Origin of the sequence: Streptomyces sp. NPDC079141 (assembly GCF_040686775.1) — a bacterium.
Classification (GTDB): domain Bacteria; phylum Actinomycetota; class Actinomycetes; order Streptomycetales; family Streptomycetaceae; genus Streptomyces.
In genome coordinates this window covers 395,412-418,602 of record NZ_JBFBLP010000001.1, presented here as the reverse complement: position 1 = coordinate 418,602, position 23,191 = coordinate 395,412, and the positions used below count along the sequence as shown (strand labels likewise).

The following is a 23,191-nucleotide window of genomic DNA, read 5'->3' as shown; positions in this document are numbered from 1 at the left end:
CAACGGGGTGCTCGAACGGGGGACGGGGGCCATGAACATCGCCATCACCAGCGCGGCCGACGAGGCAGAACTGCGATCGCTGTATCTGTGGCTGCGGGACGACTCCTACGTGCGGCGCAACGCCCACGTCGAGGTCCGGTCCGAACCGACCGCCCCCGACCGCATGGGCACCGCCCTCGACTGCGTCCAGCTCGTCCTCGACAGCGGTTTCCAGCTCGGGAACCTCGCCCTGGCCTGGGCCGCCTGGCGCGCCACCCGGCCCGCCCCGCCCGAGATCACCTTCGAGCGCGACGGTGTCAGGATCACCCTCTCCGGACAGGATCCCGAGACCGCCGCCCGACTGCTGGCGGAACTCGAACGGTAGCGGGGTCATGGACACCACGGCCGCGCCCGACAGATCCGCCGCCGTCCTGATCGGCGTGAGCGCGTACGACCACCTGGCACCCCTGCCGGGCGTCCGGGGCAACGTCATGGACCTCGCCGCCCAGCTGCGGGACCCGACCGTGTGGGGGCTGCCCGAGGAGCGCTGCCGCGTGGTCCTGGAGCCGGGCAACGCCACCGCCGCCTTCGCGCCCCTGCGGGAGACGGCCGACCGCAGCCTCGACACCCTGGTCGTCTACTACGCGGGCCACGGCCTGATCGACCCCAACCGGGGCGACCTCTGGCTCGGCCTGCCCGGATCCGTCGTCGGCCGGCCCGACACCTCCCTCCCGTACTACTGGCTGAGCCAGGAGCTGCTGGGGCTGCGCGTCGAACGCCGGATCGTCATCCTCGACTGCTGCTACAGCGGACGGGCCCTCGGCATGATGGGAGACGCCCAGTCCGCGGTCGCCAACGGCGCTGTGATCGAGGGTACTTACCTCATCGCGTCCGCCGAGGAGTCGGCCCAGGCGGTGGCCCCGCCGGGGGAGCGGCATACCGCCTTCACCGGGGAGTTGATCAGCCTGCTGGCCCGTGGCGTGTCGGACGGGCCCGAACTACTGCCCCTGGACACGGTGTTCCAGCATCTGGCCGACGCCTGCCGATCACGGTCCTTCCCACTGCCGCAGAAACGGGTGCGCAACTCCGCGGGCCAGCTGCCGATCTTCCGGAACAGGGCGTACACCCCGATGCCCACGGGGCGGCTGCTGGCGGGGCGGTACGAGCTGGGCCCGGTGATCGAGGCCGACGCCGCAACCGAGACGCACGAGGCCCGGGACCTGGAGCTCGACCGGCCGGTGCTGATCAAGATGATGCGCCCCGAGGCCGCGGCCGACGCGGGCCTCGCGGCCGGGTTCCGCCGACGGGCCAAGGCGCGAGCGGGGCTGCGGCACCCCTTCGTGGCCGGGCTCCACGACATCGGCACCGCACGCCGCAACCAGGTTCCGTGCCCCTACCTGGTCACCGAGTCCGTCGCGGGAGAGACGCTGGGCAGCTATGTGCGGCGGGGGCAGAACCATCCCGAGTGGGTCGTGGCCGTCGTCGCCGAACTGCTCGGCGTCCTCGAACACGCGCATGGCCGGGGCGTCTTCGGGTGGCGGCTCGATCCGGAGAGCGTCGTGTTCACCCCGGAGAACCACGTCAAGGTCGCCGACCTGGGAGACGCACCCGACGGCCACGACGACCTGCTGGAGGTGGGCAGGCTGTTGCGCACTCTCCTCGCGGGAGCCGTGCCGCCGACGTCGTACGAGGCCGATGCCGTGGTCGGCAAGGCGCTGGCCGCTGATCCCGCCGACCGGTACCGCAGCGCCGTTGACCTGTGGCGGGCGCTGTACGACCTGCGGGGACGGGCGACGCGGCCCGAACCGGCACCGGCACCGGCACCGCCACTCGTACCTCCCGCATATCCCGGGACGGCGTCGGGGAGCCTGTGGATGCGCTTCGCGGCCGGATCGCACACGGGCATGGTCCACGAGAAGAACGAGGACTCCGGCTACGCGGGGCCTCGGCTGCTGGCCGTGGCGGACGGTCTCGGGGCGGCACCGGCGGGCGAGGTCGCCAGCTCGGAGGTGATCTCGTGGATCGTCCGACTCGACGACGACACCGGCGATCCCTCCAACCTGCTCACTCCGCTGCATGGAGCCGTGCAGCAGGCCCAACGCGGGATAGCGGCGATCGCGGAGGAGGACCCGCAGCTGCGCGCCATGGCGACCACGCTCACGGCGCTGTTGTGGACGGGGCAGAAGCTCGGGCTCGTTCACATCGGTGACTCACGTGCCTACCTCCTCCGGTACGGAACGCTCACACAGATCACCCATGACCAGAGCAGGGTCCTGAACACGTTCAGGGAAGCCGATCCGGATCTGTCCGTGCGCGAAGCCCGGGCAGGTGACCGGTATCTGCTGTGCACGGACGGATTGACCGACGTGGTGTCGGACGAGTCGATCGCCGAGTGTCTGGCCAGTCACTTGCTTCCTCAGACGACGGTGCAGGAGCTGGTCAAGCTCGCTCTGCGCGGCGGCGGCCCGGGGAACATCTCGTGCATCGTCGCCGACCTCCTCTCATCGAGCGGGGACGACGGAGACCTCTCGGACACCCCCGTGATCGTCGGCGCCGTAGCCGAGCACGCTCACCAAACCGGCTTTCACGCCAACTGACGCCGCACCAACTCATGCAACCGCCCACCCACATCCGCCAACAACTGCCCCGGCGCCCCCTCCTGAGCCACCTTCCCGTCCTCCATCACGATCACCCGGTCCGCGTCCAGCACCGTCGACAACCGGTGCGCGATCACGATCCGCGTGGCGTTGAGCGCCTTCGTGCTCTCGATCACCGTCCGCTGTGTCTCGTTGTCCAGCGCACTCGTCGCCTCGTCGAAGAACAGGATCCGCGGCCGACGGATCAACGCCTGGGCGATCATCAGGCGTTGGCGCTGGCCGCCGGAGATCGCTCCGCTGCCCGAGACGATCGTGTGCAGGCCCATCGGCATCCGCTTGATGTCCTCGGCGAGCCCCGCCAGCTCGGCCGCCGCCATCGCCTCCTCCGGCGTGTACGGCTCGGTGCCGCAGATGACGTCCAGGATGGAGCCGGTGAACGGCTGCGCGTGCTGGAGCACCACACCGCACTGACGGCGTACGGCCGACTGGTCGAGGGCGGCCAGGTCCTGGCCGTCGTACAACACACTGCCCGACACCGGCTTGTCGAAGCCGATCAGCAGTCGCAGCAGCGTCGACTTGCCGCAGCCGCTCGGGCCCACGATCGCGACGAACTCGCCCGGGCGGACGGAGAAGGAGACGTCGTCCAGGACGAGGGGGCCGTCGTCGGCGTACCGGAAGGACAGGCGGCGGGCCTCGATCGCGCCGGTCAGCGGGCCCGGCCGGGTGCTCGCCGTGCGTACCTCAGGCGTCGCGTCCAGCACCGGCTTGATCTCCTCGAAGAGCGGCAGCGCGGCCACCATCGAGACGAACGCGCCGGTGATCTGGGTGACGGAGGTCAGCAGCATCGTCACCGAGGTGTTGAAGGTGAGGAACGCCGCCGCCGACATCGACCCGCGCGCCGGACCCGCCAGCAGCATGAACATCAGCAGGGTGCACAGCGGCAGGTACACCGCGCCCAGTACCGTGGTGAGGTTCTTGATACGGCCCACCCGCTGCTGGAGCTCACGGCTGCGGGCGAACCGCTCCGCCCAGGCCGCGTACGCGTAGTTCTCGGCCGCCGCCACCCGCAGCTTCGGCAGCCCGCGCAGGGTCTGGAACGCCTGGTTGTTCAGCTTGTTGCCGAGCACCACAAGGCGCCGCTGCCAGCGCACCTGCCACAGCCCGAGCCCCAGGAACACCGCGGCGATGACGACGAGCATGCCGATCGCCGCCAGCGCCATCGGGACGCTGTACCAGAGCAGTAGCCCCAGGTTCATCGCGCCGACCGTGACCGACTGGGCGAGGGTCGGGCCGACTCCGGCCAGCAGCCGGCGGATCGCGCTGATGCCCATCGCCGCGCTCGCCAGCTCGCCGGTGGAGCGTTCGGTGAAGAACTTCGTCGGCAGGCGCAACAGCCGGTCCCAGACGGCCGGTTGGAGGGTGGACTCGATCCGGCCCTCCAGGCGCAGGATGGTCAGGTTCTGCAGCAGCATGAAGGCCGCCGCCACGACGCTGCTGACCATCACCGCCAGACAGACCTGGACGATCAGCCCGGTCTGGGCCTTGGGCACGAACTGGCCGAGCACCTTGCCCGTGGCGATCGGCACCAGCGCGCCGATGGCGACCGTCACCAGACCGCTGAGCAGCAGGTTCGTCAGGTCGCCCGCGGTGCCGCGCATGCTGAACCGCAGCAGCCGGAGCGGGCTGAGCCGGCGTTCGGGCAGCGGCGGGTAGAACATCACCGCGCGCGGCTCGAACTCCTCCGCGTTGGCCTTCTCGACCGGCGTCTCCCGGCCGGTCGCCGGATGGACGGCGACATAGCCGCCGCGCCGCCACAACAGGGCCACCGGAGCCCCGGACAGGGCGCGGTGGCCCACCAGCGGGCCGACGTTCTCCCGCCACCAGCGGCCGTCGAGGCGGACGGCGCGGGTGCGGACGCGGGAGGCGAGGGCGATCCGCTCGACCGGATCCAGGCGGTCGCTCTCGGTGCCTGACTGCGCGGGCTCGGCCAGTGTGATCCCGGCCGCCCGGGCGACCAGCCGGCAGGCCGCGTAACTCGCGTCCGCGTCGGCCGCCGTGGTCCGCTGCGCCGACCGCTTGCCGATCGACGCCAGCAGTGTGCGGTCGGCCTCGGCGCGTACCGCCTCACCGGCCCTGATGCCCTCCGCCGTACGCGACTCGTGGGTGCGCTCCAGCTGCTCGATCCAGCGGTCCAGGGTGGTCAGCAGGCGGTACTGCTGGTCGACCATGCTCTGCCAGACCGCCGGGTCCATCAGCAGGTCGGCGGCGGCCTCCTGGCCGTAGAGCGAGCCGTACTGCACGCTGCCGGGCGGGACCTGCATCCAGAAGACGTCGTCGTCGGTGATCTCGGCCGCCGCGCCCGCCATCGGGGCCTGGAAGAGGATGGACAGGCTGCGGCCGACGCCGAGGGCGAGGGCGTACTCCAGCGGGCTCGTCGTCGGCGGCACGTACTGGGGGTTGCCGTACTCGTCGTAGGACCAGGTCTGGGTCTGCGCGGGCTGGTACAGCTCCCGCAGCCCGATGCGGTGCACCACGCAGTCCCGCAACGGGCGGGCCACCAGCGTGTGGTGCGGACCGGCCACCGGGCCGAGCAGCAGCGAGCCCGCCTCCAGACGGCCCAAGTGGTGCCAGTGGCCCTGCTGTTCGGCGTCCACCGCGAACAGGTCCACCGCGCCGGACGCGACCAGCCACAGCACCTGCGGCCCTTCGAGGTCGAGCCGGTTGAACCCGGCGCAGTCGATGCGCCCGCCCAGCTGACCGAGGGCGTCGAGGACCAGGTCCCCCTCGTGTACGGCAGTCATCTCACCGCTCCCTGACCAGCGTCGCGTACGCGCCGCCGCGCGCCACCAGCTCCTCGTGCCGGCCGCGCTCCACGATCGTGCCGTGCTCCAGTACGACGATCTCGTCGCTGTCGCGCACGGTGCTCAGCCGGTGTGCGATCACCACGCAGGCGCAGCCGCGTCTGCGCAGGTTGTCCATCACGACCTGCTCGGTCTCGGCGTCCAGCGCGCTCGTCACCTCGTCGAGGACGAGGATGCTGGGCCGGCGCACCAACGCCCGCGCGATCTCCAGACGTTGGCGCTGCCCGCCGGAGAAGTTCCGGCCGTCCTGCTCGACCCGGCTCTGGATGCCCCCGGGCCGGCGCACGACCACGTCGTACAGCGCCGCGTCCCGCAGCGCCTCCACCACCGCCTCGTCCGGGATCGACGGGTCCCACAGCGCCACGTTGTCGCGGACCGTGCCCTCGAAGAGGAACACCTCCTGGTCGACGAAGGAGACGGAGGCCGCCAGCGCGCCGCGCGGGATGTCCTCCAGGCGCCGGCCGTCGATCCGGATCACGCCCTCCCAGGGCGCGTACAGGCCGGAGATCATCCGGGACACGGTGGACTTGCCGCTGCCCGAGCCGCCGACGAGCGCGACCTGCTGTCCCGGGCCGACGGTGAGGTCGAAGCCGGTCAGCAGCGGCTTGTCCAGCGGGTTGTAGCCGAAGGAGATGTTCTGCAGCTCGACGTGCCCGTGCAGGCGGCGGGTGGAGTCGCCGCCGCCGGGACGGTCGTAGAGCGGGTCGGCCCGGAAGTTCTCCACGTCCTTCAGACGGGCCACGTCGGCCGCGAAGTCCTGGATGCGCCCGGCGACGCCGTTGAGGCGGGTCAGCGGGGCGGTGAAGCGGGCGACCAGCGCCTGGAAGGCGACCAGCAGGCCGACGGATATGTGGCCCTCGACCGCCCGCATGCCGCCGATCCACAGGATCAGGGCGCTGTTCAGCGTGGCCAGCGTCGGCGCGACCACGCCCAGCCAGGCGCTCGGCACACCCAGGCGCTGCTGCTCCTCCAGCGTGGTGGCGTGCTGCCCGGCCCACTTGCGGAAGTAGCCGTCCTCGCCGCCGGTCGCCTTCATCGTCTCGATCAACTGAAGGCCCGTGTAGGCGGTGTTGGTCAGCCGGGCGCTGTCCGCGCGCAGCTTCGCCGTCCGGGTGGCGCGCAGCCGGATCACGACCCGCATCGCCACGATGTTCAGCAGGGCGACCCCGATGCCGACGAAGGTCAGCTGCGGGTCGTAGGTGTACAGCAGCAGGGCGTAGAGGATGACGACCACCGCGTCCACGCCCGCCGCCGCCAGATCACGGGCCAGGGTCTCGGCCACGGCGTCGTTGGACTGCAGGCGCTGCACCAGGTCGGCCGGGCTGCGCTGGGAGAAGAACGTCACCGGCAGCCGCAGCAGATGGCGCAGGAAGCGGGCGCTGGACAGGGTCGAGGAGATGATCCGGCCGTGCAGCAGATTCGCCTGTTGCAGCCAGGTCAGGACGACCGTGAGCAGCACGGACGCTCCCATCGACGCGAACAGCACGCCGAGCAGCGAGGTCTGACCGCCGATCAGGAACATGTCGATGTAGGTCCGGCTGAGCGCGGGCACCGCCGCGCCGACCACCACCAGCAGCAGGCTCGCCAGCACCGCCGCCGGCATCGTGCCCGCGGTGCCGCGCAGCCGCGCCGGCATGGCGCCCAGGACGCCCGGCTTGCGGCCGCCCCTGCTGAAGCCGTCACCCGGCTCCATGACCAGCACGACGCCGGTGAAGCTGCCGTCGAAGTCCTCCATCGGCACGAAACGGCGGCCCTTGCCGGGGTCGTTGATGTACACCCCGCGGCGGCCGAAGCGGCGCCCCATGCCGTCGTAGACGACGTAGTGGTTGAACTCCCAGAACAGCACGGCCGGGGTCTTGACCTCGGCGAGGGCGGCCGTGTCCATCTGCATGCCCTTGGCCGTCAGGCCGTAACTGCGGGCGGCTTTGAGGAGGTTGCTGGCGCGGGAGCCGTCCCGGGAGACACCGCAGGCGATGCGCAGCTCCTCCAGCGGGACGTGCCTGCCGTAGTGGCCGAGGACCATCGCGAGGGAGGCGGCGCCGCACTCGACGGCCTCCATCTGGAGCACGGTGGGCGTGCGGACGGTCCTTGCCCTCCCCTTGGGCACGGGGCGCTTGGGCGGGGCGGCGCGGCGCCGGCCCCGGGTGTCCTGGGCGGCATTCACGGCAGCAGCCAATCGACGGGACGCTGATCGGCCAGCCGCACCGACGCGTCGGCCAGGGTCATGGAGGTGAGGGAGAAGGGCGGCCCGTCCGCGGACGACCAGGCGTAACCGCTCCTGGTACCGGACGACTTGTCCAGCTGCACGAGCACGGCCACCGGCCTGCCGTCCTTGGTGAACTGCTCGCCCAGCTGGCTGTCCCCGAGGAACGCGGAGATGGACTGCGCGGACTGGGCGCTGCGGTCCACCGACTTCACATGGCCGCGCAGCACGCCGTACTCCTGGGTGGGCACCGACTGGACGGTGAGGTCCACGGCGGCGTCGTCCGGGATGGCGGCCGCGTTCTCGGCGGGCACGTACACCGTCGCGTACAGCGGGTCCTTCGCGTGCGCGACCTTCTCCACGGCGGCGACGTTCGCACCGGTGGAGATGATCTGGCCGATGGTGGCGGCGAGCGCGGTGACACGGCCCGCGGCGACCGTGCGCACGACCGTGTCGCCCTCGGCCGTACGGACCTTCAGGACGGGGGAGCCCGCGGGCAGCCGCTCGCCCTGCTCGGCGAGGACGGCGGTGACCTGGCCGGCGACGGGGCTCTGGAGGACGTAACTGCCCTGCCCGTGCGTCAGGATGGCGGGCGCGCCGACCGTGGACGTCACCGAGCCGGTGACCGCCCACACGGAGGCCGCCGCCATGACGACGACGGTCACGGAGAGCGTGAGCCAGCCCTGGGGCCGGGCGAAGCGCACCGGAAGATCGAGCTCCTCGGGCGACTGGAGCTTGGCGAGGGCCTGTTGGCGGAACTGCAAGGAACTTCCCTCACCTGTGCGGGAGAGCTTTGAGGGCGTTTGTGGCATCCGAAGAGTCCCGGAGCCGGGATACGGCTCCGGGACTCGACGTCACAAGAGGTGCGATCAGAGACCGGCGACCAGGCCCGTGACCGGGGCGGTGTTGAGGCCGGTGGTGCCCTCGACGGTGCCGACGACCGTGTCGACCAGGCCGGAAACCGGGGCGATGCCGTCCACCAGGCCGGTGACGGTGCCGAGGGCGTTCACGGAAAGGCCGCCGGAGACGTTGTCGAGCTCGGCGTCGGAGATCTCGACGGTCTCAACCTGGGGGGTGGAGTTCATGATGGAACTTCCCTTCGTATGGATATTTCACAAGGGGGAGAGCGGCCCCCTCGTCGGTCCCCGCGGGGACTGATGGACGGCCGCGACCGCGGGCGCCCGGCGCCCGTCTCCGGGTGCCGTTGGCGGCTCCCGCGGTGCGATGGATCAAAGCACGCGGCGGGCGCGCGCTTCCAATCAACCAACCCCCTCACCAGGGAACTTGAGGCTCGAAGGCAGCCATCCGTGCAGGCGCGCGCACCGCTTGTCGGCGACTTCTTCACATGCGTCACCGCATCCGCTCGCGGCCGCGCTTGCCGACGTGAAGGCGAATCCGACACTCCGGCGCCAATGGTGTAACCGGGGGTAGCGGGTTGTGGGGAAGTGTGGTCGCCGGTGCCTTCGTTGAGCATTCAATGTGCAGATTCGCTGAAGCCCGGATTCCGTTCCGGGTGCACAACAGACCGTTGCCGACCGAATGCGGACCGTGTCAGCCCAGCAGCGCGTACACCGTGCTCGCGCGGGCGGCGAGCTCCCCGGACTCCTCGACGGTCATCGTGATGTCGGCGAACGCCATCCGGCGCCCCAGCTTGGTGACGACCGCGTCGATCAGGACATCCGAACCGACCACCGCACGCTGGAAGGACGTGGACTGCTGAACCGTCGTCATGGGCCCGTACGCCCCGCGCGCGACCGACACGGCGATCACCGTCGCCGTGTCCGCGGCGGCCATCAGGGCCTGGCCCGACAGCGCGCCGCCCTCCCGGGCCAGCCGGTCCGACCAGGGCAGACGCAGGACGGCACGGTGGTCGTCCAGCCGCTGGACCGCCAGGCCCAGTTCGAGGACCCAGGGGGCGAAGTTGTCGGCGAGGATCTTGTCGGCTTCTGCGGTGGTCATCGTCATACGGGGGATTGTTCCCGCAGCCGACGCCGGGACGCGGTGCTTGGCCGATTCGGCGTTTCGGCCGGGGCGCGCGCAACCGGAATTGAACGCCCCGCGCGACCCGTGCGTACCTCCTGCCATCCAGGCGCCCCAACCGCCGCCGGAGACACGGCGGCACGGACCCCGTCCCCCAGGAGGTCGAGAAGTTTGAGTCACAAGCGAATGCCGAAGCGCAAGGCCGCGATAGCGGTGGGCGGCGTCGCGGCGCTCGGAGCGGCCGCGATCCTGCTGCCGGGCGCCTACGCGTCCCAGGACGGCGCCTCGGACGACAGCGCGGCGCCCAAGACCCTGAAGGCGGCGGACGCCTCGGACCTGGCCTCGCAGCTCTCCGGACTGCTCGGCGACGCCTTCGCGGGCTCCTACTACGACGCCGACAGCCAGCAGCTCGTCGTCAACGTCGTGCCCGGCGACAACAACAACATCATCGTCCAGGCCAAGAAGGCGGGCGCGACCGTCCGCGAGGTCGACAACAGCCTCGCCGAACTCGACGCCGGCGCACAGACCCTGAAGTCCGAGGCGACCATCCCCGGCACCGCCTGGGCTGTCGACCCCCGGACGAACAAGATCCTGGTCACCGCGGACAGCTCCGTCACCGGCGCCAAGTGGGACCAGCTGGAGTCGACCGTCGAGAGCCTCGGTTCGAGCATGGCGACCATCAAGAAGTCCGAGGGCACCTTCAAGACCTTCCTCTCCGGCGGCGACGCCATCTTCGCGGGCGGCGCCCGCTGCTCGGCCGGGTTCAACGTCGTCGCGGGCGACGGCACGCCCGCCTTCCTGACGGCGGGTCACTGCGGGGTCGCGGCGGCCGCGTGGTCGGACGCCCAGGACGGTGCCCCCATCGCCACCGTGGACCAGGCCACCTTCCCCGGCGAGGGCGACTTCGCGCTCGTCAAGTACGACGACCCGGCCACCGAGGCGCCGAGCGAGGTCAACCTCGGCGACGGCCAGACCGTGCAGATCAGCCAGGCCGCCGAGGCCGAGGTAGGCCTCCAGGTCTTCCGGATGGGCAGCACCACCGGGTTGAGCGACGGTCAGGTCCTCGGCCTCGACGCCACCGTGAACTACCCCGAGGGCACCGTCACCGGCCTGATCCAGACCGACGTCTGCGCCGAGCCCGGCGACAGCGGCGGCTCACTGTTCACCCAGGACGGCCTCGCGATCGGCCTCACCTCCGGCGGCAGCGGCGACTGCACGGTGGGCGGCGAGACGTTCTTCCAGCCGGTCACCACGGCACTGGAGGCGGTCGGCGCGACCCTGGGCGCGGGCGACGCGGCGGGCGGCGACGCCGGCGAGGAGGCCGGAGCGGGCGAGGAAGCCGGTGCCGGTGAGGAAGCCGGCGGGGAAGAAGCCGGTGCGGGCGAGGAAGAGGCCGGCGGTGAGAACCCCGGCGCCGGTGTCGGCAACGGCTTCGGTCTGAACAAGAACGGCTGACGACCACCGACCCGGCCACCACCCTCGGCCGGGTCGGCGACCGACCCGGCTCCCCACGGCCGGGTCGGCCATGAAACCGGTCCGGGCGGCCGGCCCTCCGGCGGGAGGACCGACCACCCGGACCGCCGCATGCGGCCTGCGGATGGGGCTGGACCACCCCACGGACAGGGCTGGATCGGCCCCCGGGTCGGCCTGGTTCGGCCTGCGGACGGGGCTGGACCGCCCCACGGACGGGCCTGGATCAGCCTGGATCAACCCCCGGACCGACCTGGACCGGCCTCCGGCCTGCCCCGGCCCGCCCTACGGACGGACGTACGGCCGCGTCATGATCTCCATGTTGTGGCCGTCCGGATCGTCGAAGTACGCGCCGCGACCGCCGAACAAGTCGTTGATCCGCCCGGGTTCGGTGTGGCGGGGATCGGCGTAGTAGGTGACCCCGACCGCCTCCAGACGGGCGATCATGCCGTCGAACTGCTCGTCGGGCACGAGGAACGCGTAGTGCTGCGGCTGGATCGGCTCGTCACGCTGCTCGTAGTAGTCGAGCGTGACGCCGTTGCCGAGGTCGACGGGGAGGAACGGGCCGAAGGGGGCGCCGACCTTCAGCCCCAGGATCGCGGTGAGGAACTCGGCCGACAGCTGTCGGTCATGGGCGTGGACGACGGTGTGGTTCAACTGGACGGTCGTCACTGGGTACTGCTCTTCGTTGGGCATGGTGAGGTGTCTTCCCGTTCTGGGATCCGCTGGGACGGGCGCCGCACCGGGCGCCGGGCAGAAGGACGCGCAGGACGGGGCGGGGCTCTGGCCCGCCGCGCGCTCACGTCGAGGCCGGGAACCCGCTTCGTGCATGGCTCTTGGCCGACCCGGCAGTCACCTGACCGACCCTAACGACCGCCAGGGGGCCGGACAACTCCGTCTCCCCACTCCGGCAGCGCCCGCAACAGCAGCAACGCCACGTCGTCCGAGCGTCCCTGCGGCATCGCGCAGTGCTGCACCAGATGGTCGGCCAGCTCGTCCAGCGGCCGGTCCCCGGCCCGCGCGAGCTCGGCACCGAGGTCGGCGAGCGCGTCCTCGATGTCGACGTCCGGCGACTCGATCAGCCCGTCGGTGTACAGCACGAGCACGGAGCCGGGGGAGAGGTCGACCTGCGTCGTCGGATAGGGGGCAGTGTCGTCGATGCCGAGCAGCGGCCCGCCCGCCAGGTCGAGCACGCGCACCCGCCCGTCCGGCCGCCGCAGCAGCGGCGGCGGGTGGCCCGCCCGGGCCATCACGGCCCGCCCGCGCACGGGGTCGAGCCGCAGATACAGACAGCTGGCGAACAGGTCGGAACCCAGGTCGATGAGCAGCCGGTTGGTGCTGCGCATGACCTCCTCGGGGGCCTGCCCGACCGTGGTGTACGCACGAACGGCGGTACGGATCTGTCCCATCAGCCCGGCCGCGGTCACATTGTGGCCCTGGACGTCACCGATCACCGCCGCGGCCAGTCCCCGGGCGGGCACCAGGTCGTAGAAGTCCCCGCCGATCTCCATGCCCTGCGTGGCCGGCAGATACCTGGCGGCCGCCTCGATGCCGGGCAGCGTCGGCAGCGAGTGCGGCAGCAGCGCCTCCTGGAGGCCGTGCGCCAGATGGTGCTTGGCGTCGTAGAGCAGGGCGCGCTCCAGGGCCTGCGCGATCAGCCCGCCCAGGCTCGTCAGCACGGCCCGTTCGTCCGCCGGGAAGACATGCGGCTCGGCGTAGGCGAGCACCAGGGTGCCCACCGGGCGGCCGGAGGCGATCAGCGGCAGATAGGCCCAGGCGGCGAAGCCGTCCGGCGTGGCGTGCCGGGCCGGATAGAGGCGCTCCAGATCCAGCCGGTCCTCGAAGAACGCCGGGACACCCGTGCTCAGGGCATGCATACCGGGCGTCCGTTCCGTGAGCGGCAGCCCGTCGAACTGCTCCACGACGTGCGGATCCGGATAGCCGCGATGCCCCAGCACATGCAGCCGGCCGGCCCGGGAGCCGAGCACCACCAGGGCCTGGCCGCCCACGGCCGGCACGATCTCGTCCGCCACCAGCTGCACCACGTCCTGCACCCCGACCGCCTCGGTCAGCGCCCCCGCCAGGCCCAGCACCTGGGAGATGGTGACCAGCCGCGACGGGGTGTCGTCGGCCGGCCGGGGCGCCCGGTTCATCTCCGCCACGGCCCGCGCCCGGGTGATGCGGACGCTGAGCCCGGTGGTGCTCGGGTACAGGCGGAACGACAGCCAGTCGCCCGGCGGGCGCAAGGCCACGAACGACGTGCTCTGCTGGCTGAGCAGCGCCGCCCGGTAGCGGTCCTCGTAGACCGGGTCGTTCAGCCACGGCACCGATGCCCACAGCTGGGTGCCGAGCAGCCCGCTCACCGGGACGCCGATCAGCTCGGCCGCCGCCGCGTTGGCGAAGCTGATCCGCCCGTGCAGATCGAGCGAGCACAGCCCGTACGGCAGCCGGCCCACCATCCGCGCCGACTCCACCGTGCCGAGCGTTCCGGCCACCCCGACCGCCGAGGGAGCGGCGAGCAGATCGGGCTCGGGCAGCAGCGGGACGCTGTTCTCCAGGGCGCGCGCCAGCCGCACCGCGAGCCGGTCGCAGGCCGCGGTCAGATGCGTGCGCTCCCGGTCGGACAGCTCCGGCGGATGCGAGCCGGGCCAGGTCACGAAGACCGCGCCGTACGAGGTGTCCTCGTGCGCCACCGGCAGCGCCGCCAGCGCGAACGGATACGGGAGCACGACGGAGATCCGCGGGTACAGGCGGGCCATCTCCTCCTCGCCGCCGACCCACACAAGACGCCGTTCGCGCACCGCGTCGGACACCGGGATCGGGGCGCTGAGCCCCACCCGCTCCCACGGCGCGGCGAATGCCCGGGGCAGTCCGGCCATCACCGCCATCTCCAGCACCGGCTCCTGGGGTGCCAGCAGATAGACCGCGCCGGAGTGCGCATGGACCTCGTCCATCATCGAGGCCAGCGCCAGCGACAGCAGAGGGCGGCCGACCCGCGTCCGGGCGGTTGCCGGTGCCTGTGGGGACGGTCGGTCGTCGGACACGCCGACCACCTCCTCGCACGGCCGGGCGACGGGCCCAGGCATCAAATCTCCCCCCAGACGGCTCCTCGCGCACGGCGAGGCGGGTACGCCGGTCCGCGCGCCCCGGCCGCCGGCCCGCCCGAACGGCTGCTTTCCGGTCCGCACGGAATGGTCACAGGGGCTGCGCGGGTGTCTCATAAGCGCTGTAATGGCCAACGTGGTCAGTGAGGGCGCTGCGGGACGCAGATCGAGGAAGCTGCGTGCCGAAGACGCCCTCAAGGCGGTCCTGGCCGGACCCGATTCACCCGATCGGCTGCGCCGGGTCCTGGAACAGGTGCTCGTCTACGCGCACGCCACCCTCGCCGCCGTGTACACGCTCACCGAGGACGGCGAGCTGCTGTGCCTGGTCGAGTGGGCCGGAGCGCCCCCCACCCAGTACGCCGTGCACGACAACTACGCCGCCTCGGACGCCTCCCCGGTGGCCGAGGCGCACCGCACGGGGCGACCGGTGTGGCGCGGACCGGAGGAACTCGCCGAGCACGCCCATCTGGCCGTACTGCCCGCCAGGGGGCAGGACGGCGGCGGCTGTCTGCTGGCCGTGAGCGACCGCGTCGACGGCTTCGACACCGACGACCGTGCCTGCCTGGAACTGATCGCCGAGACCCTCGCCTGCCCCGCCCCGACGCACACCTTCGCCGGCGGCGAACTGCCGTCCAATGCCTTCAGCCTCGCCATGGACTCCGGCCGGATCGAGGTCGGCCCCGACATCCTGGACCTGTTCGGGCTCGCCCCGGCCCAGTTCGACGGCAGGGTCGAGACTCTGCTGGGCCTGACCGTGCCCGAGGACCTGCCCTCGCTGATGTCCGCCGTCGAGGCCGACGCCCTGGCCGTCGGCGACCGCGAGCTGGAGTTCCGGGTCCTGCAGGCCACCGGCCCGCCCAGGTGGCTGCGGCTGCGCGGACGCCTGCTGCCCGCCGGTGAGGGCCGCTCGGCGCGGCTGGTGGGGACCGTCGCCGACGCCTCCAAGCTGCGCTCGGACGTCACCGACGTGGCCCGTGTCCAGCGTCTGGCCGCCGCCCTCGCCACCGCCGGCACGGTCCGTGACGTCAGCCAGGCCGTGGTCACCGCCCTGCGCGCCCCGCTGCACGCCGACCGGATCGCCCTCGCCGAGCTGGAGAACGACCGGCTCGTCGTCACCGTCCTCGACCCGCCCGAACCGGAGTCCTGGCCCGAACTGTGGCGCCTTGAGTGGCGCAGCGAATGGCCCGACGCGCCGGTCCGCGCGATGCCCACCCTCGCCGCCGCCCTGCGCGAGGGCCGTTCCCGCATCTGGCCCGCAGGCACCCCGCTGGAACCCGCCCTCGCCGAGGTGGGCCCCGGCGGCCTGGCCGTCCTGCCGCTGCCCGCGGCGGGCCGCATGGCGGGCGCCTGCCTGATCGGCTGGGACGCCCCCCACCACTTCGGCCCCGACGAACGCGCCCTGCTCACCGCCTCCGCCGGTCTCGCCGGCCAGGCCCTGATGCGCGCCCGCGCCTTCGACGCCGAGCACGAACTCGTCGGCATGCTCCAGCGCCAGCTGCTGCCCCGCCGCCTGCCCCGGCTGCCCGGCGGGGAAGCCGTCGCCCGCTATCTGCCCAGCACCGCCGGCCTGGAGCTCGGCGGCGACTGGTACGACGTGATCCCGCTGCCCGACAACCACGTCGCCCTCGTCATCGGCGACGTCCAGGGCCACAGCGCGGCCGCCGCCACCCTGATGGGCCAGATGCGCACCGCCCTGCGCGCCTACGCCGCCGAGGGCCACCCGCCCGACGTCGTCGTCTCCCACGCCAACCGGCTGCTGGTGGAGATGGAGACCGACCTCTTCGCGACCTGCGCCTACGTCGACGTCGACCTGGAGGAGGGCACCGCCTGGTGCGTACGCGCCGGACACCTGCCGCCGGTGCTGCGCCACCCCGACGGCGGTACGGAGATCGCAGAGGCCGAGGGCGGACCGCCGCTCGGTGTCATGACCCAGGCCGACTTCCCGATGAGTCCGCTGCGCCTGGTGCCCGGCACGGTCGTCGCCCTGACCACGGACGGCCTGGTGGAGTCCACCGAGGCCGACATCGACGAAGGGATGGACGGCTTCGCCCGCGGACTGGCCGCCTCCGACCCCGCCCACCTCGGCCTCGTCGCCGACGCCCTGCTCGGCAACGCCCGCCGCAGCGACGACGTCGCCCTGCTGCTCATGCGCTACGACGGCATGGAGCTGCGCCCGCTGCGCGAGAGCTGGACGGTGTGGCGCGTCCCCGAGGCGGTCGGCCACGCCCGCCGCTTCACCCGGCGCACCCTGCGCTCCTGGGGCCTGAGCGGCGTGGCGACGGACGCCGTCCTGCTCGTGGTGTCCGAGCTGGTCACCAACGCCCTCGTGCACACCGACGGCCAGGTCCGCCTGGACCTCACCCTGGTCAACAGCCGGCTGCGGGTCTCCGTCGCCGACACCTCGCCCCGCAGCCCCGTCAAGCCGACCAGCATCGGCTGGGAGGCCACCGGAGGCCGCGGCATCCTCCTGGTCGAGGCGATGTCGGCGGTCTGGGGGACGGTCCCGGTGAGCGGCGGCAAGCAGGTGTGGAGCGAGATCCAGCTGGACCGCTGAACGGCGGGGCATGACACGGTCGCGGGGTCATTCGTAACGAACCGGTCATGCGGCCAACAGTCGGTAACGCACGATCGACGCTATGGTGAACCAGATGAAGGCTCTCGTGCTGTCCGGCGGAGCCGGAACACGGCTGCGGCCGATCACTCACACATCGGCCAAACAGCTGGTCCCGGTTGCCAATAAACCTGTGCTGTTCTACGGGCTGGAGTCCATCGCCGAAGCCGGCATCACCGATGTCGGCATGATCGTCGGCGACACCGCCGCCGAGATCCAGGAAGCGGTGGGCGACGGCTCGAAGTTCGGCCTCCAGATCACCTACATCCCCCAGGAACGCCCGCTGGGGCTGGCCCACGCGGTGCTGATCGCGCGGGACTACCTCGGCGACGACGACTTCGTGATGTACCTGGGCGACAACTTCATCGTCGGCGGCATCAGCGCCCTCGTCGAGGAGTTCCGCGGCAATCGCCCCGACGCCCAGATCCTCCTCACCCGCGTCCCCGACCCCCGCGCCTTCGGCGTCGCCGAACTCGACGGCGCGGGACAGGTCGTCGGCCTGGAGGAGAAACCCGAGCACCCCAAGAGCGACCTCGCCCTGGTCGGCGTCTACCTCTTCACCCCCGCCATCCACGCCGCGGTCCGGGCCATCGGACCGTCCTGGCGCGGCGAGTTGGAGATCACCCACGCCATCCAGCACCTCCTCGACGCCCGCGCCGACGTCCGGTGCACCGTCATCAAGGGCTACTGGAAGGACACCGGGAACGTCGACGACATGCTGGAGGTCAACCGCACGGTCCTGGAAGGGCTTCCGCGGCGCATCGACGGCGAGGTCGACGAGCTGTCCGAGACGGTCGGCCGGGTGGTGGTCGAGGAGGGCGCCCGGATCGTCAACTCACGCATCGTCGGCCCCGCCGTGATCGGCGCCGGATCGGTCGTCGACAACTCCTACGTCGGCCCGTTCACCTCCATCGCCGAGAACTGCCGTATCACCGACAGCGAGCTGGAGTTCTCCATCGTGCTGCGGGACTCCTCGATCGACGGCGTGGGCCGGATCGAGTCCTCCCTGATCGGCCGGCACGCCGAGGTGACCCCGGCCTCGCACGTCCCCAGCGCCCATCGACTCGTCCTCGGAGACCACAGCAAGGTGCAGATCCATACATGAACCTCCTCGTCACCGGCGCCGCCGGGTTCATCGGCTCGCGTTACGTCCGCATGCTGCTCGCGTCCGACACGCCCGACGCCGGACACATCACGGTGCTGGACAAGCTCACCTACGCCGGCACCCTCGACAACCTCCAACTCGACCATCCCCGGCTGGAGTTCGTGCAGGGCGACATCCGTGACGCCGAACTGGTCGGCAAGTTGATGGCGCAGACCGACCAAGTGGTGCACTTCGCCGCCGAGTCCCATGTGGACCGCTCGATCACCGGCGCCGCCGACTTCGTCCTCACCAACGTGGTGGGCACCCAGACCCTGCTGGAGGCGGCGCTGCGGGCCGACGTGGCGAGCTTCGTCCACATCTCCACCGACGAGGTCTACGGCTCCGTCGAGTCCGGCTCCTCCGCGGAGGCGGACCTGCTGCGCCCCAGCTCGCCGTACTCCGCCTCCAAGGCCTCCTCCGACCTGCTCGCCCTCGCCTACCACCACACCCACGGCCTGGACGTGCGCGTCAGCCGCTGCTCCAACAACTACGGCCCGCACCAGTTCCCCGAGAAGGTCATCCCGCTCTTCGTCACCAACCTCCTCGACGGCAAGCAGGTACCGCTCTACGGCGAGGGGCTCAACGTCCGCGACTGGCTGCACGTCGACGACCACTGCCGGGGCGTCGAACTCGTGCGCACAAAGGGCCGGCCCGGCGAGGTCTACAACATCGGCGGCGGCACCGAACTGAGCAACAAGGAACTCACCGGCCTGCTCCTCGATGCCTGCGGGGCGGACTGGGACCGGGTGACGCAGGTCGAGGACCGCAAGGGCCACGACCTGCGCTACTCCGTCGACTGGACCAAGGCCCGCACCGAACTGGGCTACGAGCCGCGCCATGACTTCCGCACCGGCCTCGCCGAGACCGTCGCCTGGTACCGCGACAACCGGGCCTGGTGGGAGCCGCTGAAGCGGCGCGTGGCCGAGGAGCACCCATGAGGTGGCTGGTCACCGGGGCGGGCGGCATGCTGGGCCACGACGTGCTCGCGGAACTGCGCGCACGCGGCGCCGAGGTGACCGGCCTGGACCACGCCCGCCTTGACATCACCGAACCCGGCTCCGTCGACCGGGCGTTCACCGCGCACCGGCCCGACCTCGTCGTCAACTGCGCCGCCTACACGGCCGTCGACGACGCCGAGACCGACGAGGCCACGGCCCTGCGCATCAACGGCGACGGACCCCGCCTGCTGGCCCGCGCCTGCGCCGCCCACGGCGCCCGCCTGATCCACGTCTCCACCGACTACGTCTTCTCCGGCGAGGCCCGCGCCACCCCTTACCCGGAGGATCATCCCCCCGCCCCGCGCACCGCCTACGGCCGCACCAAGCTCGCCGGGGAGCGGGCCGTGCGCGAGGAACTGCCCGACGCGAGCGCCGTACTGCGCACCGCCTGGCTCTACGGCGCCCACGGCGCGAACTTCGTCCGCACGATGATCGGCCTGGAGGCGAGCCGCCCCACCCTCGACGTCGTGGACGATCAGCGCGGGCAGCCGACCTGGAGCGCCGACGTCGCCGCCCGCGTCGCCGACCTCGGCCCCCGTCTCGGCCCCGGCGTGAACGGCGTCTTCCACGCCACCAGTTCCGGCGAGGCCACCTGGTTCGAGCTGGCCCGGGAGGTGTTCCGGCTGCTCGGCGCCGACGCCGACCGGGTGCGCCCCACCGACAGCACGGCCTTCACCCGGCCCGCGCCCCGCCCCGCCTACAGCGTCCTCGGCCATGACAGATGGCGTCAGGTCGGCCTGGAGCCGCTGCGGGACTGGCGGTCCGCCCTGCACGAAGCCCTGCCCCGGGTCCGCAAGGAGATGTCCCCCACCTAGGAGAGGAACCGTCCCCGCGATGTCGATCAGAGCAAAGGTGAAGTCCGCACTGGGAGAGAAGAACGTGCGGGCGCTGCGCCGGCTGAAGAAGCGTGTGTCCGGCCTGCGCGCCAAGCCGGCTCCCCAGCCGACCGGACTCGCAGCGATCTCGAACGACCTGAACAAGCTGGCGGTGCATTTCAAGACGGACAAGTGGGGAACGCACCGCTACACCCAGCACTACCAGCGCCATCTCCAGCACCTGAAGAACGAGCAGTTCAACCTGCTGGAGATCGGGATCGGCGGTTACCGCCGAACCGGCCAGGGCGGAGCGTCGCTGCGCATGTGGAAGCAGTTCTTCCCGAAGGCGCAGATCTTCGGCATGGACCTCCACGACAAGTCGTTCGTCGACGAGGACCGCATCACGACCTTCGTCGGCGACCAGTCCGACCCCTCGTCGCTGAACGCCGTCGCCGACAAGATCGGCGACCTCGACGTCATCATCGACGACGGCAGCCACCGCAGCCCGCACGTGCTCACGACGTTCGCCACGCTCTTCCCCCGGCTCAAGGAGGGCGGCATCTACGCCGTCGAGGACACCCAGTCCTCGTACTGGCCCGAGTGGATGGGCAGTGAGGACCTCGATGCCCGCGACACCACCATGGGCATGCTGAAGCGGCTGGCGGACGGGCTGAACTACGAGGAGTTCGTGGACGAGGACTACGAGCCGAGCTACACGGACCTCAATGTCGTCGGCGTGCACTTCTACCACAATCTCGTGATCATCGAGAAGGGCCGGAACGCCGAAGGCACCAACAAGCGGCGGGTGTTGAAGCAGCGTTACGCCGAGTCCTGACGACCGCGCAGCCGCAGGTAGTGGGCGGAGCAGTCCGCGTACGCGGGAAGCAGCCCGGACTGCTCCGCCTCGGCCAGGGTCGGCGCCGCGGCGTCCTTGTCGGACAGCACCGGGGTGATGCCGCCGGGCCAGGTGATGCCGAGCGCGGGGTCGAGCGGATCCACCCCGTGCTCGCGCCCCGGCGCATAGCCGGTGGAGCACAGGTACACCACGGTGGCGTCGTCCGTCAGCGCCATGAAGGCGTGCCCCAGGCCCTCCGCGAGGAACACCGCGTGCCGGGTGTCGTCGTCGAGCCGCACCGCCTCCCACTGCCCGAAGGCCGGCGACCCGGTCCGCAGATCCACCACCACGTCCAGAATGGCCCCGCGCACACAGGTGACGTACTTGGCCTGGCCGGGCGGCACGTCGCTGAAGTGCACCCCGCGCAGCACGCCCCGCCGGGAGACGGAGCAGTTGGCCTGCGCCAGCGCCAGGTCGTAGCCGGTGGCCTCGCGGAACTCCTCGCCCCGGTACCACTCGTGGAAACTGCCCCGGTCGTCCGGGAACACCTTGGGCTCCAGTACCCAGGCACCCTCGATCCCCAGTGATCGCACCCTGTTGCCTCCCTCAGGCCTTCCGCCGGGCCTTCGCCCCGCGCGCCACCGCGGCGAGCCTGCGCCGCACCGCGCGCACCGCCCGCCGCAGGGCGCTCGGCCCGGGCGTGCGCCGCACCTGCACGCCGTGCGCCCCGGCGCGCAGGGCGAACGGCAGTGCCAGCAGCCGTGGTTCGGCGGCCTCCGGGTCCGGGCCCAGTGCCGCCCGCCAGGTCGCTGAGCGCATCGCGGCCACCGGCAGGGCGGCCTCCAGCAGCGCCCCGGATCCGCCCGGCGCGGGGGACAGCGTGCCGCGCACGTCGAGGACCTTGCCGGGCGCGGTCAGCCGCACCAGCACCGGCTCCTCGCCGGGCACGTACAGCGGCAGGGGAGCGCTCAGCCGGTCCTGCGCGACGGTGACCTCGGCGGGCGTGAGACGGGCGAGGCCCAGGCTCCGGCTCGCACGGTCGACGTCCAGGGCGAGCGTGGTGTGCCGGGCCGTCCAGTACGGCAGCACGACCTGCCCGCCGACCGCACCGGCGTACGGGGCGGGGCGTTCGGTGCGCGGGGCCGGGCTCAGCCGGCAGTCCTTGGTCCAGCCGCCCAGCTTGACACGGATATGGACGTCCCACAGGCCGTCGGCGAGCGGCACGCTGCCCGCCGCGGAGGCCGGCTCGACCGTGGCCGTGGCCCGCAGCACCAGCCGGAACCGCCGGCCGTCCTCGGTCGGCACGGTCTCCCGGGTGAACTGCACCGGCTGGAAGTACTGGGCGGCGCTGGTGCGTTCGCGCAGCAGCAGGTCGGCGGTGGCCGAGCCGAACCGGGCGACGGTGTCGGCGCCCACCCAGGCGATCGCCTCGGCGACGTCCTTCGGCGGGGCCTCCAGCGGATTGCCGCCACCGCCCGCGGCGAACGTCAGCGGCGCCCCGCCCGAGTGGTACTCGGCGGCGAAGTCGATCCGCAGCGCGCCGTCCTGCCACGCCACGCCCTCGGGGACGGCCTTGAGGGCGATGCCCGCCTCCCACTCGGCGAAGGCCTCCACGTCGTCGTACCGGTCGGCGGCGATCAGTGCGGCGATCACCTGCTGGGTCGGCTGGAGCCCGGCCGCCACACCCGGGCCGAACCGCTCCACGACGACCTCGTGGATCTCCCGGAACAGCTCCCTGCGGTAGTCGGCCGGCGCGCCGAGCAGCCGCCGCCCGCGCATCCGCTCGACCATCTCCACCCGCAGCCAGCGCCGGTGCAGCTTGTCGCGCAGCGGGCCCGGCTCGGTGTACCGGTCCACGACGTCCAGCGCCTCGCGCAGGTTCTTGAAGTACCCGACCGGATCGAAGCGCTGGAAACCCGCGTTCGAGGCGTCGTCCCGCCGTACGTGGTAGTAGCAGACGTAGTCGCTGAGCACGGAGACGTTGTCCGCGCGCAGATACGCCTCGGTGACGAAGACATGGTCCTCCAGGCGCCGCCTGCCCTCGGGGAACCTGAGGCCGATGCGGTCCAGGAAGGCGCGCCGGAACATCTTGTGCGGGGTGAGGCTGTCGATGAGCGGCGCGCTGTCCACCGTCGCGCGCGGATGGTTGCGGCGGAACAGCTCCACCGGCACCCCGCGGCCCTGGCCGGCCATCTTGCCGACGACGACGTCCGCGCCGTTCGCCACGGCGTAGTCGTACATCCGCTCCAGGGCCTCGTCGCCCAGATGGTCGTCGTTGTCCACGAACATCACGTACTCGCCGCGGGAGGCGGCGACGCCGACGTTGCGGGGCTTGCCGGACCAGCCGGAGTTCTCCTGGTGCACGACCGTCACGCGCGCGTCCTCGGCGGCGAGCTCGTCGAGCCGGGCGGGGGTGTCGTCGGTGGAGCCGTCGTCGACGAAGATCACTTCGTACTCGTCCGGCGGCAGGGACTGCCGCAGCAGCGAGGAGACGCACTCCTCGATGTACGGCCCCGGGTTGTAGACGGGAACGATGACGCTGACCTTGACCGGCATCGGGCTCGAAGTCCCCTCGGGTCGTCGCTTGCCTGGCG

The 23,191-nt window shown here is 71.8% G+C and carries 16 protein-coding genes and 2 pseudogenes; 9 read left to right on the top strand and 9 right to left on the bottom strand.

From position 1 onward, the window contains the following. Window positions 1–31: 31 nt before the first annotated feature. The 3 genes and pseudogenes from AB0Q90_RS01995 to AB0Q90_RS01985 form a co-directional block, all read left to right on the top strand. Window positions 32–364 (top strand): hypothetical protein, encoded by a 333-nt coding sequence (locus tag AB0Q90_RS01995; protein ID WP_363164704.1) that lies wholly within the window; start codon window positions 32–34, stop codon window positions 362–364. A 7-nt stretch (window positions 365–371) separates the two neighbouring features. Next, window positions 372–950, top strand: a pseudogene (locus AB0Q90_RS01990) (caspase family protein); the annotation flags it as partial. Window positions 951–1,853: 903 nt separating this feature from the next. Beyond that, window positions 1,854–2,546, top strand: a pseudogene (locus AB0Q90_RS01985) (protein phosphatase 2C domain-containing protein); the annotation flags it as partial. 17 nt (window positions 2,547–2,563) lie between these two features. Here AB0Q90_RS01985 and AB0Q90_RS01980 read toward each other — a convergent pair. The 5 genes from AB0Q90_RS01980 to AB0Q90_RS01960 form a co-directional block, all read right to left on the bottom strand. After that, window positions 2,564–5,377 (bottom strand): NHLP bacteriocin export ABC transporter permease/ATPase subunit, encoded by a 2,814-nt coding sequence (locus tag AB0Q90_RS01980; protein WP_363164703.1) that lies wholly within the window; start codon window positions 5,375–5,377, stop codon window positions 2,564–2,566. A gap of 1 nt (window position 5,378) precedes the next feature. Then, complete coding sequence (locus AB0Q90_RS01975) at window positions 5,379–7,601, bottom strand: NHLP family bacteriocin export ABC transporter peptidase/permease/ATPase subunit (protein WP_363164702.1); 2,223 nt, start codon at window positions 7,599–7,601, stop codon at window positions 5,379–5,381. Further along, a complete protein-coding gene (locus tag AB0Q90_RS01970) occupies window positions 7,598–8,404 on the bottom strand; it encodes an HlyD family efflux transporter periplasmic adaptor subunit (RefSeq protein WP_363164701.1) in 807 nt (268 codons plus the stop codon). Before AB0Q90_RS01970 ends, AB0Q90_RS01975 begins: the two co-directional genes overlap by 4 nt. Before the next feature lie 105 nt (window positions 8,405–8,509). Beyond that, window positions 8,510–8,725, bottom strand: coding sequence for a type A2 lantipeptide (locus AB0Q90_RS01965; protein WP_363164700.1), 216 nt, complete (start codon window positions 8,723–8,725; stop codon window positions 8,510–8,512). Window positions 8,726–9,191: 466 nt separating this feature from the next. Further along, window positions 9,192–9,605, bottom strand: coding sequence for a PaaI family thioesterase (locus AB0Q90_RS01960; RefSeq protein WP_363164699.1), 414 nt, complete (start codon window positions 9,603–9,605; stop codon window positions 9,192–9,194). A gap of 186 nt (window positions 9,606–9,791) precedes the next feature. Here AB0Q90_RS01960 and AB0Q90_RS01955 point away from each other — a divergent pair, with 186 nt between their 5' ends. Beyond that, a complete protein-coding gene (locus tag AB0Q90_RS01955; RefSeq protein WP_363164698.1) occupies window positions 9,792–11,075 on the top strand; it encodes a S1 family peptidase in 1,284 nt (427 codons plus the stop codon). A gap of 300 nt (window positions 11,076–11,375) precedes the next feature. Here the strand turns inward: AB0Q90_RS01955 and AB0Q90_RS01950 are convergent, their stop codons facing one another. Next, a complete protein-coding gene (locus AB0Q90_RS01950) occupies window positions 11,376–11,786 on the bottom strand; it encodes a VOC family protein (protein WP_363164697.1) in 411 nt (136 codons plus the stop codon). Between the two features lie 170 nt (window positions 11,787–11,956). Continuing rightward, the gene (locus tag AB0Q90_RS01945) at window positions 11,957–14,176 is read right to left on the bottom strand and encodes a SpoIIE family protein phosphatase (protein ID WP_363164696.1); all 2,220 of its coding nucleotides are present in this window, start codon (window positions 14,174–14,176) and stop codon (window positions 11,957–11,959) included. Window positions 14,177–14,321: 145 nt separating this feature from the next. Between AB0Q90_RS01945 and AB0Q90_RS01940 the strand changes: the two genes are divergently transcribed. The 5 genes from AB0Q90_RS01940 to AB0Q90_RS01920 all read left to right on the top strand — a co-directional run bounded on the left by AB0Q90_RS01940 (window position 14,322) and on the right by AB0Q90_RS01920 (window position 20,597). Then, window positions 14,322–16,748, top strand: coding sequence for a SpoIIE family protein phosphatase (locus AB0Q90_RS01940; RefSeq protein ID WP_363164695.1), 2,427 nt, complete (start codon window positions 14,322–14,324; stop codon window positions 16,746–16,748). A 94-nt stretch (window positions 16,749–16,842) separates the two neighbouring features. Then, complete coding sequence (locus AB0Q90_RS01935; RefSeq protein ID WP_363164740.1) at window positions 16,843–17,910, top strand: glucose-1-phosphate thymidylyltransferase; 1,068 nt, start codon at window positions 16,843–16,845, stop codon at window positions 17,908–17,910. Next, a complete protein-coding gene (rfbB, locus tag AB0Q90_RS01930) occupies window positions 17,907–18,887 on the top strand; it encodes a dTDP-glucose 4,6-dehydratase (protein ID WP_363164694.1) in 981 nt (326 codons plus the stop codon). Before AB0Q90_RS01935 ends, rfbB begins: the two co-directional genes overlap by 4 nt. Continuing rightward, the gene (gene rfbD, locus AB0Q90_RS01925) at window positions 18,884–19,762 is read left to right on the top strand and encodes a dTDP-4-dehydrorhamnose reductase (protein WP_363164693.1); all 879 of its coding nucleotides are present in this window, start codon (window positions 18,884–18,886) and stop codon (window positions 19,760–19,762) included. The genes rfbB and rfbD overlap by 4 nt, the downstream gene beginning before the upstream one ends. A gap of 19 nt (window positions 19,763–19,781) precedes the next feature. Then, the gene (locus tag AB0Q90_RS01920) at window positions 19,782–20,597 is read left to right on the top strand and encodes a class I SAM-dependent methyltransferase (RefSeq protein ID WP_363164692.1); all 816 of its coding nucleotides are present in this window, start codon (window positions 19,782–19,784) and stop codon (window positions 20,595–20,597) included. Here AB0Q90_RS01920 and rfbC read toward each other — a convergent pair. Both rfbC and AB0Q90_RS01910 read right to left on the bottom strand, forming a co-directional pair. After that, the gene (gene rfbC / locus AB0Q90_RS01915) at window positions 20,582–21,190 is read right to left on the bottom strand and encodes a dTDP-4-dehydrorhamnose 3,5-epimerase (protein ID WP_363164691.1); all 609 of its coding nucleotides are present in this window, start codon (window positions 21,188–21,190) and stop codon (window positions 20,582–20,584) included. The genes AB0Q90_RS01920 and rfbC overlap by 16 nt on opposite strands. Window positions 21,191–21,203: 13 nt before the next feature. After that, window positions 21,204–23,153: a glycosyltransferase gene (locus AB0Q90_RS01910; RefSeq protein WP_363164690.1), complete on the bottom strand. Its 1,950-nt coding sequence runs from the start codon at window positions 23,151–23,153 to the stop codon at window positions 21,204–21,206. Between the last annotated feature and the right edge of the window lie 38 nt (window positions 23,154–23,191).